Origin of the sequence: Halorubrum lipolyticum DSM 21995 (assembly GCF_000337375.1) — an archaeon.
Classification (GTDB): domain Archaea; phylum Halobacteriota; class Halobacteria; order Halobacteriales; family Haloferacaceae; genus Halorubrum; species Halorubrum lipolyticum.
This window is the reverse complement of sequence record NZ_AOJG01000041.1, coordinates 138,373-154,733: the sequence shown is the minus strand read 5'-3', so window position 1 is coordinate 154,733 and position 16,361 is coordinate 138,373. Positions and strand designations below refer to the sequence as shown.

Annotated in this window: 28 protein-coding genes; 9 read left to right on the top strand and 19 right to left on the bottom strand. The window is 64.9% G+C overall.

The features are described from left to right. Positions 1-10: 10 nt before the first annotated feature. Positions 11-358, bottom strand: a complete 348-nt coding sequence (locus C469_RS15450; protein WP_008008273.1) for a DUF7471 family protein — start codon at positions 356-358, stop codon at positions 11-13. A gap of 114 nt (positions 359-472) precedes the next feature. On the opposite strand from C469_RS15450, the gene C469_RS15445 reads away from it, so the two are divergent. The 4 genes from C469_RS15445 to C469_RS15430 all read left to right on the top strand — a co-directional run bounded on the left by C469_RS15445 (position 473) and on the right by C469_RS15430 (position 3,558). Beyond that, positions 473-976, top strand: coding sequence for a winged helix-turn-helix transcriptional regulator (locus C469_RS15445; protein WP_008008270.1), 504 nt, complete (start codon positions 473-475; stop codon positions 974-976). A gap of 141 nt (positions 977-1,117) precedes the next feature. After that, a complete protein-coding gene (locus C469_RS15440) occupies positions 1,118-2,005 on the top strand; it encodes a sulfite exporter TauE/SafE family protein (RefSeq protein ID WP_008008269.1) in 888 nt (295 codons plus the stop codon). Positions 2,006-2,078: 73 nt separating this feature from the next. Next, a complete protein-coding gene (locus C469_RS15435) occupies positions 2,079-2,765 on the top strand; it encodes an SCO family protein (protein WP_049911478.1) in 687 nt (228 codons plus the stop codon). Positions 2,766-2,883: 118 nt separating this feature from the next. Continuing rightward, a complete protein-coding gene (locus C469_RS15430; RefSeq protein WP_008008266.1) occupies positions 2,884-3,558 on the top strand; it encodes a DJ-1/PfpI family protein in 675 nt (224 codons plus the stop codon). Between the two features lie 6 nt (positions 3,559-3,564). On the opposite strand, the gene C469_RS15425 is transcribed toward C469_RS15430, so the two are convergent. The 6 genes from C469_RS15425 to C469_RS15400 form a co-directional block, all read right to left on the bottom strand. Continuing rightward, on the bottom strand, positions 3,565-4,044 hold the full coding sequence (locus C469_RS15425) for a universal stress protein (protein ID WP_008008264.1): 480 nt from the start codon (positions 4,042-4,044) through the stop codon (positions 3,565-3,567). A 133-nt stretch (positions 4,045-4,177) separates the two neighbouring features. Then, entirely contained in the window at positions 4,178-4,507 is a 330-nt protein-coding gene (locus C469_RS15420; RefSeq protein WP_008008262.1) for a hypothetical protein, read from the bottom strand. Continuing rightward, positions 4,504-5,817, bottom strand: coding sequence for a PASTA domain-containing protein (locus C469_RS15415; RefSeq protein ID WP_008008261.1), 1,314 nt, complete (start codon positions 5,815-5,817; stop codon positions 4,504-4,506). The genes C469_RS15420 and C469_RS15415 overlap by 4 nt, the downstream gene beginning before the upstream one ends. Beyond that, a complete protein-coding gene (locus C469_RS15410) occupies positions 5,814-6,206 on the bottom strand; it encodes a hypothetical protein (protein WP_008008259.1) in 393 nt (130 codons plus the stop codon). The genes C469_RS15415 and C469_RS15410 overlap by 4 nt, the downstream gene beginning before the upstream one ends. Next, entirely contained in the window at positions 6,196-6,753 is a 558-nt protein-coding gene (locus C469_RS15405) for a hypothetical protein (RefSeq protein ID WP_008008258.1), read from the bottom strand. The genes C469_RS15410 and C469_RS15405 overlap by 11 nt, the downstream gene beginning before the upstream one ends. 76 nt (positions 6,754-6,829) lie before the next feature. After that, positions 6,830-7,363: a hypothetical protein gene (locus C469_RS15400; protein ID WP_049911477.1), complete on the bottom strand. Its 534-nt coding sequence runs from the start codon at positions 7,361-7,363 to the stop codon at positions 6,830-6,832. Positions 7,364-7,595: 232 nt separating this feature from the next. On the opposite strand from C469_RS15400, the gene C469_RS15395 reads away from it, so the two are divergent. Further along, positions 7,596-8,189 carry a flavin reductase family protein gene (locus C469_RS15395; RefSeq protein ID WP_008008254.1) on the top strand — a complete coding sequence of 198 codons (594 nt, stop codon included), beginning with the start codon at positions 7,596-7,598 and terminating at the stop codon, positions 8,187-8,189. Between the two features lie 376 nt (positions 8,190-8,565). On the opposite strand, the gene C469_RS15390 is transcribed toward C469_RS15395, so the two are convergent. The 4 genes from C469_RS15390 to C469_RS15380 are packed head-to-tail and all read right to left on the bottom strand — an operon-like array spanning position 8,566 to position 10,212. Continuing rightward, complete coding sequence (locus tag C469_RS15390; RefSeq protein WP_008008252.1) at positions 8,566-9,606, bottom strand: tyrosine-type recombinase/integrase; 1,041 nt, start codon at positions 9,604-9,606, stop codon at positions 8,566-8,568. Further along, complete coding sequence (locus C469_RS17070) at positions 9,603-9,740, bottom strand: DUF7542 family protein (RefSeq protein WP_160163072.1); 138 nt, start codon at positions 9,738-9,740, stop codon at positions 9,603-9,605. Before C469_RS17070 ends, C469_RS15390 begins: the two co-directional genes overlap by 4 nt. After that, on the bottom strand, positions 9,737-10,018 hold the full coding sequence (locus C469_RS16965) for a hypothetical protein (RefSeq protein ID WP_147587334.1): 282 nt from the start codon (positions 10,016-10,018) through the stop codon (positions 9,737-9,739). The genes C469_RS17070 and C469_RS16965 overlap by 4 nt, the downstream gene beginning before the upstream one ends. Continuing rightward, complete coding sequence (locus C469_RS15380; protein ID WP_049911475.1) at positions 10,015-10,212, bottom strand: ribbon-helix-helix domain-containing protein; 198 nt, start codon at positions 10,210-10,212, stop codon at positions 10,015-10,017. The genes C469_RS16965 and C469_RS15380 overlap by 4 nt, the downstream gene beginning before the upstream one ends. A gap of 110 nt (positions 10,213-10,322) precedes the next feature. On the opposite strand from C469_RS15380, the gene C469_RS16515 reads away from it, so the two are divergent. The 3 genes from C469_RS16515 to C469_RS15375 are packed head-to-tail and all read left to right on the top strand — an operon-like array spanning position 10,323 to position 12,409. Beyond that, the gene (locus C469_RS16515; protein ID WP_082230165.1) at positions 10,323-10,526 is read left to right on the top strand and encodes a hypothetical protein; all 204 of its coding nucleotides are present in this window, start codon (positions 10,323-10,325) and stop codon (positions 10,524-10,526) included. Beyond that, the gene (locus tag C469_RS16960) at positions 10,523-11,161 is read left to right on the top strand and encodes a hypothetical protein (RefSeq protein ID WP_147587333.1); all 639 of its coding nucleotides are present in this window, start codon (positions 10,523-10,525) and stop codon (positions 11,159-11,161) included. The genes C469_RS16515 and C469_RS16960 overlap by 4 nt, the downstream gene beginning before the upstream one ends. A 51-nt stretch (positions 11,162-11,212) precedes the next feature. Then, complete coding sequence (locus tag C469_RS15375; protein ID WP_008008245.1) at positions 11,213-12,409, top strand: hypothetical protein; 1,197 nt, start codon at positions 11,213-11,215, stop codon at positions 12,407-12,409. Here C469_RS15375 and C469_RS15370 read toward each other — a convergent pair whose 3' ends face one another. Further along, complete coding sequence (locus C469_RS15370) at positions 12,410-12,772, bottom strand: nucleotide pyrophosphohydrolase (RefSeq protein WP_008008244.1); 363 nt, start codon at positions 12,770-12,772, stop codon at positions 12,410-12,412. Between the two features lie 51 nt (positions 12,773-12,823). Beyond that, a complete protein-coding gene (locus C469_RS15365) occupies positions 12,824-13,099 on the bottom strand; it encodes a hypothetical protein (protein WP_008008243.1) in 276 nt (91 codons plus the stop codon). Between the two features lie 89 nt (positions 13,100-13,188). Between C469_RS15365 and C469_RS15360 the strand changes: the two genes are divergently transcribed. Beyond that, the gene (locus C469_RS15360; RefSeq protein WP_008008242.1) at positions 13,189-13,425 is read left to right on the top strand and encodes a hypothetical protein; all 237 of its coding nucleotides are present in this window, start codon (positions 13,189-13,191) and stop codon (positions 13,423-13,425) included. A gap of 75 nt (positions 13,426-13,500) precedes the next feature. Here the strand turns inward: C469_RS15360 and C469_RS16955 are convergent, their stop codons facing one another. From C469_RS16955 to C469_RS15335, 6 genes are all read right to left on the bottom strand, one after another. Beyond that, entirely contained in the window at positions 13,501-14,145 is a 645-nt protein-coding gene (locus tag C469_RS16955) for a hypothetical protein (protein ID WP_147587332.1), read from the bottom strand. Between the two features lie 132 nt (positions 14,146-14,277). Then, a complete protein-coding gene (locus tag C469_RS15355; protein WP_008008240.1) occupies positions 14,278-14,586 on the bottom strand; it encodes a hypothetical protein in 309 nt (102 codons plus the stop codon). Beyond that, on the bottom strand, positions 14,579-14,800 hold the full coding sequence (locus tag C469_RS15350; RefSeq protein ID WP_008008239.1) for a hypothetical protein: 222 nt from the start codon (positions 14,798-14,800) through the stop codon (positions 14,579-14,581). The genes C469_RS15355 and C469_RS15350 overlap by 8 nt, the downstream gene beginning before the upstream one ends. Beyond that, a complete protein-coding gene (locus C469_RS15345) occupies positions 14,797-15,003 on the bottom strand; it encodes a hypothetical protein (protein ID WP_008008237.1) in 207 nt (68 codons plus the stop codon). Before C469_RS15345 ends, C469_RS15350 begins: the two co-directional genes overlap by 4 nt. Then, a complete protein-coding gene (locus C469_RS15340) occupies positions 15,000-15,605 on the bottom strand; it encodes a hypothetical protein (RefSeq protein ID WP_049911474.1) in 606 nt (201 codons plus the stop codon). The genes C469_RS15345 and C469_RS15340 overlap by 4 nt, the downstream gene beginning before the upstream one ends. Then, entirely contained in the window at positions 15,605-16,312 is a 708-nt protein-coding gene (locus C469_RS15335; RefSeq protein WP_008008233.1) for a hypothetical protein, read from the bottom strand. Before C469_RS15335 ends, C469_RS15340 begins: the two co-directional genes overlap by 1 nt. Between the last annotated feature and the right edge of the window lie 49 nt (positions 16,313-16,361).

Below are 16,361 nucleotides of genomic sequence, written 5' to 3'. Positions count from 1 at the left end.
TTTCTTCCGGTCACTCCGAGGCCGCGTCGTCGCCCACCGAACCCGGGGCGTGCGCGTACACCGCGTAGAGGACGACCGCCGCGATCAGGAAGTCGAGGCTGTGTTCGAGGAAGTGGTGGACCGGCATCGGCACGACGCCGAGGACGGTGCCCGCGCCGACGACCGAGCGGACAAAGAGGGCGCCGACGGCGACACTGATAAGTGCGTACTGCCGGCCTCGACGGCGGCGGTACGCGACGAGGCTCACGAGGAAGAGGAGCCCGGTGCCGACGCCGGCGACGAACACGACGGCGAGCAGCGGCAGCGACCCCTCTACGCCCCACCCGCCGACGGCCGCGCTCGCGGGAATCGGACTCACGCTGTCGAGTCGTACTGCGTCGAGCGACAAGAAGACACGCCCCGACCGCTCCCGATCGGAGGGAACGCGCGAGCGGTTTTTAAATACCGATCGGGTAGCTCGCGACGAGCACGCATGCCGGACACCAGAGCCCGGGTTCGTCGGCACGTCCGCGACACGCCGGGCGTCCACTTCAACCGGGTGAGCCGCGACCTCGACATCGCCACCGGACAGGCGCAGTACCACCTCCGCCGGCTCGTCCGCGACGGCGAGGTCGCGGTCGAGCGGATCGCCGGGCGCGCACACTACTTTGACCCGGAGTTCGACCCGTGGGAGCGGCGGGCGCTCGCCTTCCTCCGCCGGGAGACCGCTCGCGGGATCCTCGTCCGGCTCCACGCCGGCGGCCCGGCTCGGCCGGCCGCGCTCGCGGACGAGCTCGGCCTCGCGCGCAGCACCGTCTCGTGGCACGTCTCGAACCTGGTCGAGAGCGGGATCGTCGAGAGGTCCGACGACCGACCGATGCGGCTCTCGCTCGCGCGCCCCGAGCGGACCGCGGCGCTCCTCGACGAGGTGTCGGCGTCGCTCCCGGACCGGATCGTCGACCGGTTCGTCCGGACCGTCGACAGCCTCTTCGAGTGAGCGGGTCCCCCTCGCTCACCGGTTGCTTCTCTCGCCGCGGTCGGAGGCCCTTCTCTCGCCGCGGTCGGAGGCCCTCCTCTCGCCGCCGCGTTCGTCGATCGCACCAGATCCGTTAGGGCCGTCCCGCTCGACCGATCGGCTATGTTCGAACTGGGGGGCGGCCTCGACTCGCTGGCCCGTCAGACGCCCGTCCCGGCGACGGCGACCTGCGAGCCCGCCGGGACGATCCACGCCGCCGAGCCGCTGAGCCTCGGCGTGTTCCTGCTCGTCGGGCTCCTCGGCGGCGCCCACTGCCTCGGGATGTGCGGGCCGCTGGTCTCGACGTACGCGGACCGGATGCGGGCCGACGCCGCGGGCGGTGGCGGCGGCCGGAACCGGGTCGCGCGGACCGGCGGGAGCGACGACCTCACCGTGCGACAGGTGCGTCAACACGCGCTGTTCAATCTCGGGCGGGCGGCGAGCTACGCCGCGATCGGCGGGCTGTTCGGCCTCGCGGGGAGCCTCTCGTTCGTCACCGCGCGGACGGTGACGACCGCGGCCGACGACGTGCACGCGCTGACGGGGCTGGTCGTCGGCGCGGTCGTCATCGCGATCGGGCTGCGGTACGCGATCCGGCTGGAACTGCGGCGCCTCCCGGTCCCGGGCGTCGAGGCGGCGTCGGCCGTCGTCACCGGTCGGATCGTCCCCCGGGTCGACGCGTGGGTCGGCGACTGGCGGATCGTCGGGCTCGGCGCCGCGCACGGGCTCTTGCCGTGTCCCCTGCTGTACCCGGCGTTCCTCTACGCGTTCGTGCAAGGGAGCGCGCTCGGGGGCGCGGCCGCGCTCGCCGCGCTCGGGCTCGGTACCGTGCCGGCGCTGTTCCTCTTCGGGACCGCGTTCGGGTCCGTGAGCGTCGACACCCGGATGCGGCTCCACCGCGCGCTGGGCGTCGCCTTCGTCGCGCTCGGGTACATCCCGCTCCAGCACGGCCTCGCGACGCTCGGGGTCCCGCTGCCGCACCCGCCGATCCCGTACTACTCTCCCTTGTGAAGAACCGGGCGGAGAAGCGCCGTTCGACGCCCGCACCAGACCGGTTATGCGGCCGTGGGGCGTCGGTTTCGGTATGCAACGGCGAGCGCTGCTCGGAGGGATCGCCGCGGCGACGGCCGGCGCGGCCGCCGGCTGTACGTCCGCGCTCGGCGGCGAGCCGGAGGGCGTCGTGCTCGACCCGCAGGAGGACCAGATCGCGGACAGCGAGGACCTCGCGTACCCGGCGTACGGCGAGCCGCTCCCCGCGTTCGAGCTGCGGGACCCGATCGCCGGAGTCACCGTCGACAGCGAGGCGGTCGACCGGACCGCGGTCGTGACCGGGGTGTTCACCTTCTGTCCCGCGGAGTGCGGAGTCCTCCTCCGTCGGCTGGTCGAGGTGCAACGGCGCGTCGCCGACGCGGGACTGACCGACGAGACGCTGTTCCTCCCGATCACGTTCGACCCCGAGCGCGACGACGCGGCGGCGCTGCGCGATAACGCCGAATCGATCGGCGTGAATCTCGACGCGGGCAACTGGCACTACCTCCGGCCGGAGACCCCGGAGCGAGCCGAGGCCGTCGTGGAGGATCGGCTCGGGATCGGGTTCGAGCGCACGACGGAGAGCGACCGGCTACAGGGGTACGACTTCCAGCACATCGTCGTCACCCTCCTCGTCAACCCGGACGGGGTCGTGGAGCGCGCCTATCGCGGCGAGACGATCGATCGCGACCGCGTCGCCGGCGACATCGAGGCGGTCGTCGAGGCGTTCGCCGACGGCTGAGACGAGGGCGAATCACCGGGCTCTCGCCGAGCGGGAGCGCGGCAACCGAGGGCCCCACCGAGCGGGAGCGCAGTACCGGGGGAACGCACATGACGACCGGACGCGTACGCCCCCGACAGTGAACGTCGACATACTGCTGTACGACGGGTTCGACGAGCTCGACGCGGTCGGGCCCTACGAGGTGTTCGACTACGCGCTGGGCTACGCCGCGGAGGCGGCGGGCGACGGAGCGGGCGACGACGCCGAGTCCGCCGAGCGGCCGGGTCGCGTCCGGTACGTCACCCTCGACGAGCGCGACCGGGTGACTGCGAGCCACGGGACGCGGGTCGGCGTCGACGGCGTGCTCCCGGAGCCGGACGGCGACGAGGCCCCAGACCTGCTCGTCGTCCCCGGCGGGGGCTGGACCGCGCGCGACGAGGCGGCGAGCGCGTGGGCGGAGGCGCAGAAGGGCGACGTGCCGCGCGCGCTCGGCGAGTACCACGCCGCCGGCGTCCGGACCGCCGCGGTCTGTACCGGCGCGATGCTGCTCGCGGCGGCGGGCGTCACCGGCGGCCGGCGCGCGGTCACCCACGCCTCCGCGATCGACGAGCTCCGAGAGTCGGGCGCGACGGTCGTGGACGCGCGCGTCGTCGACGACGGGGACCTGCTCACCGCCGGCGGGGTCACCTCGGGGATCGACCTCGCGCTGTACCTCGTCGAGCGGGAGTTCGGCGCCGGGCTCGCCGACCGCGTCGCGACCGTCATCGAGTACGAGCGTCGGGACGCGGTCGCGGGCACCGACGGAAACGCCTGAGCCAGGTCAGTCGTTGGCGCCGTCGTCGGGAATGGGTGCGGCGTCGTCGGCGCCGTCGCCGGCCTCGTTGGTCGTGATGTCGCCGTCGGCGTCGACCGTGACCACGGTGCAGTCGAGCTCGTTCCGGAGGTACGCGTCGATGTCGGGGTCCGAGAGGAGCTTCTGGACCATACGGCGCCAGCGCCCGGCCTGCTTCGAGCCGATGACGACCACGTCGGCGCCCTCGGCGACGATCTCTTCGAGGATGGTCTCCTCGACGAGGAACCCGCGGCGGACGACGTATCGCGCGCGGTCCAGCGACCCGATCCGCTCTTCGACCGCGCGTTTCAGGTCGCCGCGAGAGACCCCGCCCGAGCTCTGATACAGGTCAACGTGGAGGACGGTGAGGTCCGCGTCGCGCTCTTCGGCGACGCGGGCGGCCTCCCGCAGCGTCGCCGCGGAGTGCGACGACGGCGGGAATCGGACCGGGACCACGACGAGAGTCATGTCTGGAGAAATGCATTCGGGGAATAAATACGCTGTTGTGCGAATAATCGAGTTGAGAATCGAGGGGCGCCCGTCAGGCCACGAGAGCGCCCGTCAGGCCACGGGAGCACCTGTCACGTCACGGGAGCACCTGTCACGTCACGGGAGCACCCGTCATCGCCGCGAACCGTTCCGGATCGAACCGGACGCCGCCGACGGCGTCGATCCACGGGAGCTGCCCCAGCCGCCGAGCGCGCCCGTGCGGGAGGCGAACGATCGCGAATCCCGACCGGTGGTGGAGCACCAGTCGCCCCGTCGTCCCCACCAGCCCGAGCAGGCCGGTGACGAACGCCTCGTGGTCGACCGTCTCCGCCCGTTTCACGAAGAAGAACCCCTCCGCCTCGGGGTCCGGTCCGGCGACCTCGATGGAGGCGCCGAACCGCTCCGCGACGGTCGTCTGGCCGCCGCGGCCCGGGGCGCTCATCGGTCCGCCGCCATTCGGGCCGCCTGCTCGATCCAGCCCTCTGCCCTGCTCGTCGATGCCAGAGTGATTTCGGCGACGGTCTGCGGGTCGAGCGCCGCGAGCTGTGAGACGTTTCGGACGCCCTTCTCACGGAGGCGACTCGCGTACGTCGGGCCGATACCGGACACCTCCTCGAGCGCGATCGGCTCGCCGTGACCGCCGAGTCGTTTCTGGAGCGCGACGATCTGCTCGACCGGAAGAGACAGTTCGGCGGCGATCTTCTCGGAGTCCAGGTTGACCAGCGATTCGAGGTCGGTGACGCCGGCGCGGCGGAGCCGTTCGACGACCGCCTCCCCGTTCTCGGGATCGACGTCGATGACTGCCCGTCTGAACGCCTCCATGCGGGCTCGTTCGTCGTCGGGATCGGGCGCGTCGGACTGGTCGTCGCCCTCGCCTCCCGACTGGGCGTCCGATTCCGGAGACGGTTCCGGCTCGGACTCGCCCGGCGTCTTCGGTTCCGCGGGCGCCTCGCTCGTCGTCTCCGGTTCGTCCTCCGGTGTTTCCGGCTCACTCTCCGTCGTCTCCGGTTCGTCCTCCGACGCCTCGGAGAGCACGAGGTCGACGGGCGACCCGGGTTCGGCGACGGCGTAGGGCTCGGGGAACTGCTCGACGACGGTGCCCGGTGCGGCCTCCGGGTCGGCGACGCGCTCGACCGTCCCGACGGTCAGGTCGGCCGCGGCGAGCCGGCGCGCCGCGACCTCGCGCGGCTGCCCCCGCAGATCCGGCACGTCGGTGTACGTCGGCCCGGCCTCTGCCGGCTCCCCGCGCGGCGCGCGCAGTCGGAACGAGACCTCGCTGAGGTTCGCCGACACCGACGATTCGTCCAGCGACGGCAGGTGCATCCGGATCCCTTCGTCGGTCTGGATCACGTTGGTCTTGAGCGTGAAGTCCACGTCGTCGACGCGGTAGCGCTCGCTCGCCAGGTCGTCGTCGACCTCTTTGAGCGCCGCGCCGAGGTTCGAGAAGACCCGCTTCGGCTCCACCGCCGGCCGCTGGGCCTCCAGCTCTCCGACTCGCTCTCGAAGCGTCTCGCGCTCCGCCTCGGTCTTCGAGAGCTGCCGTTCGAGGGCGGTCCGCTCGCTTCGAACGTCCAGCATGTCGGTCTGCAGGCGGACGAGCGACGCCTGCTGTTCGGTGATCAGCCGTTCGACCGCCGCCCGCTCGATCGTCTCGAACTTGTCGACGTCGAGCTGGGGGATCTCCTCGAGCTGGAACGTCTCGGCGAACCGGGTCGCGTCGGCGTCGAACGCGAAGCGATCGCGTTCGCTCATCGGCTCCGGGACTCCGGCGGGACGGGAGCGATGCGGAGCCGCACCTCGCTGGCGATCTCGGCGTCCAGGTCGTACTCGTCCGCGGTGCGGTGGTTCAGCGGGACGGCGCTCACGACCGGCTTGTATCCGCGGATCTCGTTGGTCTCCGGGTCGCGGATCTCCCGGCCCTCGATCGAGAGCGTCATCTCCAGGTCCGCTTCGACGTCGGCGAACCGCAGCCACGACGCGTCGAGGTCGTACGCGAGGCTGCCGTCCTCGATATCGCGGTCGATCTCGCGCTGGACCGCCATCGACCGCCGGTCGAGTTCCTCTTGGCCCTCCGCGACCGAGAACGCGACCGTCCGGATGAACTCCTTGAGCGGTCGCGCGAGCCACTCGTCAGTCGGCACGCTCGCCTCCGCGTGGCTCGTCGGCTCCCGGCCGCGAATCAGTTCGCACCGGAATCGGCGTCGGTTCGAGACGCGCGGCCAATCGGGCGTTCGCGCCGGCTTCCCGGCCGAACCGTCGCCGATCGATCACCGACCCCGTGTCCGCCCGGAATTCGGTCGTGCGGTCGGCGCGGTCGGTGTGGTCGGCGCGGTCGGTACGGTCGGTCACGCTGACGTCGAGTTCGACTTCGATCGTCGTCTCGCTGAACCGGTACCAAGCGGGCGTGATCCCGAGTTCCAGCAGGGATCGGCTCTCCGTCGGCGCCGTCTCCGTGGTCACCTCGCCGTCGGCGTCGATCGTTTTCGTGATCGACGGGACGACTTCGAGTTCGGTCTCCGCGAGCGACGCCGCCGTCTCGGCGGTCCGCGCGTCGAGCGCGGTCTGGGCGTCGGCGACGCCCGCGGCCAGCAGGTAGACGAGGTCGTCGAACGGGAGGTCCGCGGCCGTTCGTGTCGTTCGAACCGGAGCGGTACTGCGCGGTGGTCGGTGGTGTGCTCGTAATGGCATGGGTCTCAACGATGCCGGCTCCCGTCGGTCGTGCGGGTCTCCGCGGAGACGCACGCGTGGAGCGCGGCGGGGTCGGTCACTCCGTCTCCTCTTCGTCGTCCTCGGTCTGTCGCATGTCGACGGTCTCGACCTCGGGGAAGAGGTACGGCGGCTCCGGAACCGGGACCATCGTGGTCTTCAGCTTGCTCGTCCCGTGGACCTCCTTGCCGAACTTCCGGTTGTGGCTCACGTCGGTCTGGATGCTCCCGCCCCACAGCCCGAATCCCGCGTGTGCCTCGGCGCTCACGTCGATGTTCGTCTCGCGTTCGGTGGTCGTCTTGATGTCCATTTCGACCTCGATGACGGCCTCCGAGAACTGGTAGAAGGTCGGGAACAGCCCGGCCTGCAGCAGCGAGACGTCCATCGGGGTCGCCTCCTCGTAGGTGACGTCGCCGTTCGTGTCGATCGTCCGCGTGATCGCCGGGACGACCTCGATCTCCGTGTCGGCGAGGATCTTCGCGACCTCGACCGAGTTCATGTCCAACTGGTTCTGCGCGTCCGCGATCCCCTGCCCCATGCTCGCGATCATCTCGGGGAACGGCACGTCGAGTAGCTCCTGTCCTACAGACATTCTTAATCATCTATCGCAATGAATATTAAACACGTATGTAATATATCGGGGATGTTTTTGCCGGTTTTACGCCGCTCTTTCGGACGCTAATCGACGGACGAAACGCCGGTGGCGATTTTCAATCTCTCTCTCAGGGACTGTATCGTCGACTATACTCTGATCGCGGCGAGCGGCGCGGTCGTGTCGGGCAGCCGCGAGAATGCTTATACAGCCCATACTTGGATACACACCAATGGACATCGACCCGGACGAGTCCGTCGACGACATGTACCGGCTCTTAACGAGCATCATCGTCCCTCGCCCTATCGGGTGGGTCTCGACGCGGAGCGCCGCCGGCGTCGACAACCTCGCTCCGTACAGTTTCTACATGGGAATCATCGAGGCGGAGCCGCCGATCGTGATGTTCTCGGCCGAGGACCGAGCCGAAGGGATCCAGAAGGATTCGACGCAGAACGTCCTCGAAACGGAGGCGTTCGGTCTCAACTTGGTCACTTCTGACTTGGTCGAACAGATGGACCGGACCAGCCAGAGCGTCGACGGCGAAACGGACGAGTTCGACCTCGTCGGGTTAGCACGGCGGGAGGCTGACACCGTCGACGTGCCGCTCGTCGCCGCCGCCAAGGCGACCATGGAGTGTACGCTTCACGACACGCTCTCTATCGGCGATCACACCGTCGTCTTCGGACGTATCGAACTGATCCACGTCGACGACGCACTCCTGACCGACGGGAAAATAGACGTCCGGAAGATCGACGCAATCGGGCGATTGACCGGATCGTACTACGCCGAACTGGAACCGTTTCAGGTCGACCGCGACTGGCAGTAGTCGGCTACAGTCGGTCACGGATCGGTTATAAAGGAGTCCGGCCTCCCCGAATTGAACTCGCCGAGACAGTCCGGGCGTGCGGCTCGCTTCGCTCGCCGGTCCGGGCTGTGACTCGTCTGCTCAATTCGGTCCGTGAGACTTCTGGCTGCTCACGTTGTTCGCAACAGAAGTCCGCCCTCCCCGAATTGAACTCCGGAAGACGGTCACGCTCACTCGGTTCGCGTGCTGCGACTTCCGTGCCCAATTCGGGTCGGTTATCCCTCACAGACAGCAACCGCTCGCTGTCGCTCACGGTTGCTGAGGTTCAGTCCGCCCTCCCCGAACGCATGATCTCTGCCGTCGCTACCCGTCGCTGACCGTTGTGGTGCTTGTCGGTTCATATGTCGAAGTACCTCCGTCGCTGCGCCGCTTTCTCGCGCTCGCTGCGTCGATCGTAGTGCTTGTCGAGAACGTCGTCGCTCGCGTTGAGCCGGTCCTCGACCAGATCGCGTTTCACGTTCGCTCGCCGATACGCCGTGACCCTCCCACTCCGCACGTCGTGGGGTGACCGTGCGGACGGACAGCGGCTCATGTGGCCGGTCTCGGTGAAGTCGCAGGTGTCCGGGTCCTCGTCGTGAGGGCACGGCTCTCCGCGCCAGCAGGGCCGAGTCACCCGGTAGAGGTTGCTCCTGATCGACGACGAGCTGATGCGCCCGTGCTTGGTCGACAGGAGCGGCCGTCGGCCGTGTTCGTCGGTCGTGTCCTTCCGCGGGCCGTCGATGTAGTCGCGGAGTACGGTCGCCACCTCGTGACTGATCGCGTTCCAGCGCGTGCCGGGACCCTTGTTCTTGAGGGGCGTGCCGGTGTCCGGCCGGTGGACGAAGTGGATCGCCGGCCCCTCACCTCGGGCGCGGGTTCCTTCGAGGTCGAGATCGCCGAGATCGAGGCCGCGGATCGCGCCCGACCGGCATCCCGTATGCCACAGCAGCAGGAGGATGACGTGGCGGCGGCTGGCGTATGCGTACTTGTCCAGGTGTTCCAGAATCGCGACGGCGCGATCCGGGTCGAGCGTGCTGTCGCTCACCTGATCGGCGCGGTCGGCGACCGGGAGCGGGAGCTTGTCCCAGAGTTCCTCCTCGACGGCGTCGATCGTCGCGCAGAAGCGGAGGAACGCGCGGATCGTCGCGAGCGTTCCCCGGAGCGTGACGGTCGCGATCTCCTGTCCGGAGTAGCCGCCGTCGCGGCGCCAGACGCGGAACTCGTAGAGGTCCCGGCCGGACAGCTCGTTCATGTTCGTGAGCCCCACCTCGTCGGTCCACGCGACGAAGGCGCGAAGGTCGTAGAGCTGGGACTCGCGGGTGTTCTCGCTGATGTCCTCGCGGCCTCGCAGGTAGAGGTCGACAGCCTCCGACGGCTCGATCGGTTCGAGGTCCGTCACTTCGCGACCACCTCATACTCGGTCTCGTGGCCGGTCTCGTCTTCGTGGTCGAGCGCAGCGTTCGCGGCGACCGTCTTCGAGATCTTCACCTGCTCGAAGTCGCAGTCGCGACAGACGACGTGGACGCGGGTCACGCGGGCAGCACCTCCCCCGTTCTGAACTCCCTGGGCGGGATCCCGGCGCGGCGCCGTGCGAGGTCGACGGCGGCGGTGTCGGTTGCGAGCGGCGAGACGGGGATCTCGACCGTTCTCATTCCGTGCGTCGTGCGCAGTTCGACGGCGCGGACGACGGCGTCGGGCCGTCTGCGCACGTCGGGAACGCTGAACGTGGCGGCCTGCTCCGCACGCTTTTTACGGTCGCTCGCGTTTTCTTCGGTGGGCCCTGAGGGTGTCTCTTTAGTCTGGGTCATCACGCGGGGCCCTTCTTCGATTCGCCGTCCGTCGTCGTGAGCGACTGCTCCGGGACCGCGAAGGGAGAGTCGTCGGCCTGACGGATCAGGAAGCGGATGTACTCAGCGCGGCTCATCCCGTGTTCTTCGGCTTGTTCGGTCACGTCGTCGACCATCTCCATCGGCATGTTGACGGTCACATTGACTGATAGCGCCATGCGACCTTACGTTGAGAGATGAATAACTTAATACTTTCTCCATCTCAGAGATTTGGAGATTACAAACTGTAATCCAGAGATTATTGAGTTAGTAACTTCACAGAAGGTACATGAGCGGTGCTTACGACCCGGATCAAGAATCTACAAATGTCACAGCCCGTGTAAATGACGAGTTCCTCGACGACTTTGATCGAGCTCTAAAGAAAGCGCAAATCGAGGGGAAAGTCCCAATGGACATGACCCGTGCGGAGGCCATACGACAACTTATGGCTGCTGCTATTGAGAATCCCTCTCTATTTGCGGAAAATAAATGAGATTGTACATTAACTCAGGAAAGCACGCCAGCAGAAAGATCGATCAGAGAATAAGTGAAATTGAACAGAACGTCTCTTCTCCAGATGTGGTATTTACAGAAGATTCCGTAAGGAGCCCTACTCTAAGAGAATACGTTAGTACGTTTGCCTTAGCGCCGCTGTTGGTTGGTACTATGATTCTATGGGGGAAGGTCGTTCTACCAGCAGTTCAACTAGCTTTTGAGAAGGATAAGAAGATTGAAAAACATCTTGAGATGGAATATGGAGCAGATATTGTTCCGACGGATGCCCCCGCTCTTGAGCTCATCCAGAATGAATCAAAGCTTTGGAGCATGTCTAATTGGATTTCACTGGGGCTAATCTGGTTCATAGTTCTGTACACCGGGATATTGAATGAATATTTGCTTATTTTCACTATTCTATTTGGATTCGGTGTCAGTCTGTTTCTAGCATTCTTAGCTGGGAATCAGTATGCCAGAAACAGGCACATCGCAGAGCGAATTCGGTCTCACTCTGAGAAATATGATGAGGCCGTTCTCGTTACTGGCGGCGAACATCAACAAGGAATCACCGAACTTTTACACAGCTCTGATGCGGTCGATGTTGAGAATTCGAGTCAGAGCAACCAGCAGTGAATACATTCTATACGACACAATTTATCACCGATTCCAACTGTACTCTACTTGATGCGATCTGACCTCCTGAACGCTCCCGTCTACAAGTTCTCCGGTCGAATCGAACACTGGCTTACAACGTTTCACCGTGGCTTCTGGGGCCTTCCCGATGGAGAGCGAAGCAAGTGGGAAAGCATCTCGGCAGGCGACGTGTTCCTCTTCCACGGCACCAAGCCGGAGTACATCAACGATAACGACGCTGGCGGCGGCGTGATCGGCGTCGGCGTCGTCGGCGGGTTCGACACCAAAGACGAAGCCGTCTGGCTGGAGGAGCTGCAAGGCGGCCGAGACTATCCGTATCTGATCTACTTCGAGGAGATGTACTGGTTCGGCGACAGCGACGCCGTTGAGAACATCCCCGTTTCTGAGAAGGAAGAGGCCCAGATCATCGACGAGTGCCATGCCCTCTCCGAAAACATCCTCACGTTCGGAGAGATGCGCGAGGACGCCGGCTACTCGTTCAATCCGATGGGGGTCATGTCCGAGGTCAAGGAGATCCAAAAGCTCCGACCGCTCCTTGAGGGCCGTCTGCGGGACCTAGAGGCCGACGAGCGCGACACCCCCTCGGCGGCACACGCCTCCGAAAGCGACGGCGAGTTCGTCACGAGTCAGCCCGGTTCCACGGATACCGGCGGACTTGACTCGGGGACTCGTCAGGAACGCGGTGGCGGTTCCAGCACCAGCTCGGGCCAGAGTGGCAGCAGCGGGGGATCCTCCAGTGGCTCCCGACGAGATCGGAGCGGCGCCGATGACCTGGAGGTGACCGGCGACGAGACGGAGGTCAGCTTCGTCCGAGACACCGCCGACACCCAGCGGAAGAATCAGGAGCACGAGCGCATCCTCGACGTGGTTGAGGAGACGCTCGGGGACAGCGGGTTCACCGTCGAAGAGACCGAGTACAGCGACCTGATCGCCACTCGCGACGACACGCACCTGCTGGCAGAGGCGAAGTACATCCACGAGGGCAACGAACGCGACCAGATCCGATACGCGATCGGGCAGCTCGCCGAGTACCGCTACCGCGACTTCCGACTCGACGACCTCGACGACGACCCGCTCCGGTTCCTCGTGCTGTCCCAGCGCCCCACCGACGGCTACGCGCGCTTCCTAAAAGACCTCCAGAACGAGGGCATCTACACGGTCTGGGTCGACGATGACGCGATCAAGGGCCCGAGCGAATCGGCATCAGTCTTCAGCGACCTGCTCTAGCTAGTCCCGCTGCCAGCGACTGAGATCCTCGGTCATCTCCGTGGCCGTTTCCTCATCGAAGCGCTCCTCGTTGTCCGCCATCTTCTCCTCGACGGCCTCGGCGAGGTCAATGTCGAACTGGTCCGCCATCGCGATCGAGTAAATCACCACGTCGGCGATCTCCTCCTTGACGCGAGCTCGCACTTCGGAATCAGACCGGACCTCCTCGGAGGGGTGGTTGTCGTGCCACAGAAAGACCTCCAGCAGCTCGTTCGCTTCGACGCTGATCGCCTCAGCGAGGTTCTTCGGCGTGTGAAACTGGTCCCAGTCGCGATCGTCGACGAAACGTTCGTAGCGTTCCGTGAGGTCGTCGAAGCCGGTCATCGTTGAGAGTTCTCACGTGGAGCTACATCAAAACCGGCGAGAAGCAGTCAGTTATTCCAGCGGGACGGCCTCGCCGGCGAGGTACTCCTTGATCTGGTCGATCTCGGCTTCCAACCGGGCAACCTCTTGTCTCAACCGTTGGCGCTCCAGCTCCGCCTCGATGTATAGCGAGAGATCCATCCCCCGCCGCGGCGTCGCCGGCTCCAGGTAGTCAGCGGCGCCAGCGTTGGCGCCCATCATTCCCAGCACCTCGCCGAAGGCCTGCTGCGCCTCCGGTCTCAGCATCCGCCGGAAATCCTCCAGCTCCTTCGCGCGCTGCTCAACCATCGTCTGCTGCGTCCTACTTGGCGGCACATCTCTCCCGAGCGGGTGTTTAAAGAAAGATGTAAGCCTTGTGCGCTGAGTAAAAGTGAAACATGTCTCTGGAGGACGCTTATCGCGCGGATCTGCAGGAGTTGGTCGCTGCCCTCGACGATCGCGGAATCTTCCGACCGGGTGAACGTGAAGCGTGGATCGAGGGGATCGAGCAGGCCGACGGCACGAGCGAGCTGATGATCACCGGCGAGGCACTGCACAAGGCGATGCTCGACCGGGAGGGCGTCGACGAGGTCGTGAGTGAGCATACGAAGGAGCGGACGGAAGCGTTCGTTTAGACTGATAATTGGGGTGTTCATCAGCATCGCCAGTAACAATTCTAAAAATTATGCGTCTTCGCGAATTATTGGATATTACTTGTAGAAAAAATACCACGCTGATGTCTTCGAATAGTTTGGATCCCTGCTCTGAGATCCAGAAGAAGAGGACCCCTCATAGTCTGAATCGCCAAGAAGAGCCATCCCTACTAAAAGAACAAATATCATTTGTGCTACATAGATGTACCAGGAATACTCTGGGAATAATTCTTTTAATACATTTCCCAGATTATAGACACTCAATGGCAGTGCAATGAGGTACACCGGTGCACCAACTAGTGCGAGAAGAAATCCTCCAGTCTCAAATATTGGAGCAATGGATTCTGCGGCAGAGTTGCCTACAATAGTCTCTAATACAGATCTTATATCGTGCGCTATGAATATTCCCCCAAAAAAGAAGACAAATGCTATAATATATAATATTTGATAATCAGTCATCAAAGCAATGTCGTCGGTTAGTGACAATACTTTTAATCCCTCCATTACCAGGAGTGGTCCAACAGTACCCATGATACCTGCCACAACGAGCAAAACTCCACCTACTAATAGCGCGGAAATCAAGAGCAATCCCTTAATTATCATCCAACAGAGCTTAATGAAGCCCCAGACGATCCCCAACGGTGATTTTAATTCTGGGTCAGTCTCACTTTGTGATTGAGTATCCTCATCATCTTGAGACATAAGATACTATTACAGTAAAGTCATATAATACTGTGTTCTTAATGCATACTTACCAATCACTGATAATATATACTGATTTTAATTACATGACTTTTACATCAGTATTCTGTCTTCATTCGGTTCACCGCATCATTATTCCTGCTGTTCGATCCGCTTAACGATCGGGTGAACGAGCCGCTTCCAGAGTTGATCAAACGGTGTCGGGAGCACGGTTGCGTGCTCAATCGCGTCATCGATAGAAACTACCCAGCCGAGACCTCCAAGCACCAAGGTCGTTAGCGTCGCTGCTGCTCCGACAGTTGGGTAGTAGGGCCATATCGAGGCGAACGCGAACAGCGCGCCGACAGCGGCGACTAGTTGCATGATGAGCCCGAGGTACATGTGGTGCGGCGCGAGGGCGTCCCCGTCCGGTTCCGACTCGGGATCGAAGAGGTCACTCATCAGCGGCCTCATCCGTCGCTGCTTCCATCGCCTCGCCCTCCTCGACGCCCGGCGGCGGCTCGTAGGGGAGCCGCGACGCCAGCGCACGGCCGAACCCGCGCATCCGTTCCTGCGCGAAGTAGACCGGCGTCATCGCGCCAGCGAGGTACGCCAGCATCACCATCGCCAGCGTCGTGGCGTTGTTGCCGATCGCGGAGGTGAACGGTTCGATCACAGCAGATCCCCCTCACGGAGTGCCTGCCGGTGTTCCGCGACTCGTTGCAGTAGCCCCTCATGGGCCTCAACGCCCTCCTCTCCGAAGAGCGCCCGATGCTGCCGTTTCTGTCGCTCCCACATCGACGCCACGAACGCTACTGTTGCGAGCCCCGATGTAGCCGTGATCGTCGCTGCGGCCGGGTAGAGGATGCCGTCGATCACGCCGGCATCACCCCGCCGACGATCGACCAGAGCGGCCGGGTGTAGGTGTAGGCGACCCCGGCGAGCACGATCGCGCCGAGGCCCCACCCCCACGTCGGCACGATCTCCCAGAGCCCATCGAGTAGCGAGAGGCTCACGCCGCCGCCGTCGTCGCCGGAGCCCCCACCGGGCCACGCTGAGCCCTCATCGTCCTCCGGCGCTTCCTCTGGCGCGTCCTCCTCATCGGCGAACACGTCGACCGACTCAGAGATCCGGCTCGACTCCTCACCGGTCTCTGCCATCCGGACATACGCCTCGTACCGGTGCGTCCCGTCGCTCTCCGGCGCCTCGAAGGTCACCTCCGACGTGGCCTCGTAAGACACCGCGATGTCGTGCTGCTTGGCGCACACGGTGTCGCCGACGTGCTCCTCACCGTTCGGGCCGACCAGCACGCCCTCGGCGAGGAGCCCGTAGTTGTTGCCCTCGTTGCAGCGATTGGCGTTCCACGGGTTGATGAAGTTGCTCGTGTTCGTCATGTCGATCCGGGCCGTTGCCCGGTCACCCGGATTCAGCGAATCGGGCAGATCGACATCCTCTACCTGCACGCCCTGGGCTCCGCTCATCAGCTACCTCCCTGTGTGACGTAGAGCGCCCCGCCGCCCACCGCGAGCAGCGCCACGGCGCCGAGAGCCGGCGAGAGCCCGCCGCCGCCCGACGACCCGCCGAGTTGGTCGGGCACCGGCAGAGACTCCATCAGCGCGCCGATGTCCTCCTCGAAGGCCGCCCGCTGGTCGGCGAGCGCGGCATCGATCTGCTCCTCCATGTCGGCGTTGGTCGACTCGCTTGCGTTGTCCGGGGCGGAGCCGTCGCCCTCGCCCCAGATCCCTTCTGAGGCCGCCTCCTCGTAGTCGCTACTGTCGTCTCCCTGTACCGGCTCGGTGTCGTTGACCGTGCTCTCGGTCCCATCGTTCGTGATCGTCGTGTACCCGCTGCCCGATCCGCTGTCGGTCCACGAGTCGCCGTCGTCGCCGTCGTTGTCGCTGCTGCTGTCGGTGTCGAACGAGTCGCCGCCGTCGCTGCCGTCGCTGTCGTCACCCCACGTATCGCTCCCGTCGCTGCCGTCGCTGCTGTCGGCGTCGTTGACGGTCGACTCCGTCCCGTCGTTGGTGATCGTGACGTACCCGCTGCTCGAACCTCCGTCGTCGTCATCTTCCTCCTCGTTCTCCTCGATCTCGTCGGCGAGGTTGACCGTCCCCCCGTCGACCACGTCGCCGTCGTCCGTGTCGTCGTCGTCGGTCGAGCCGCCGCCCGAGGTCACGTCAGCGATCATGCCGCCCCTCCGTCCCGCTCGCTGGTCGTGCCGCCCGGTTCGCCGCCGG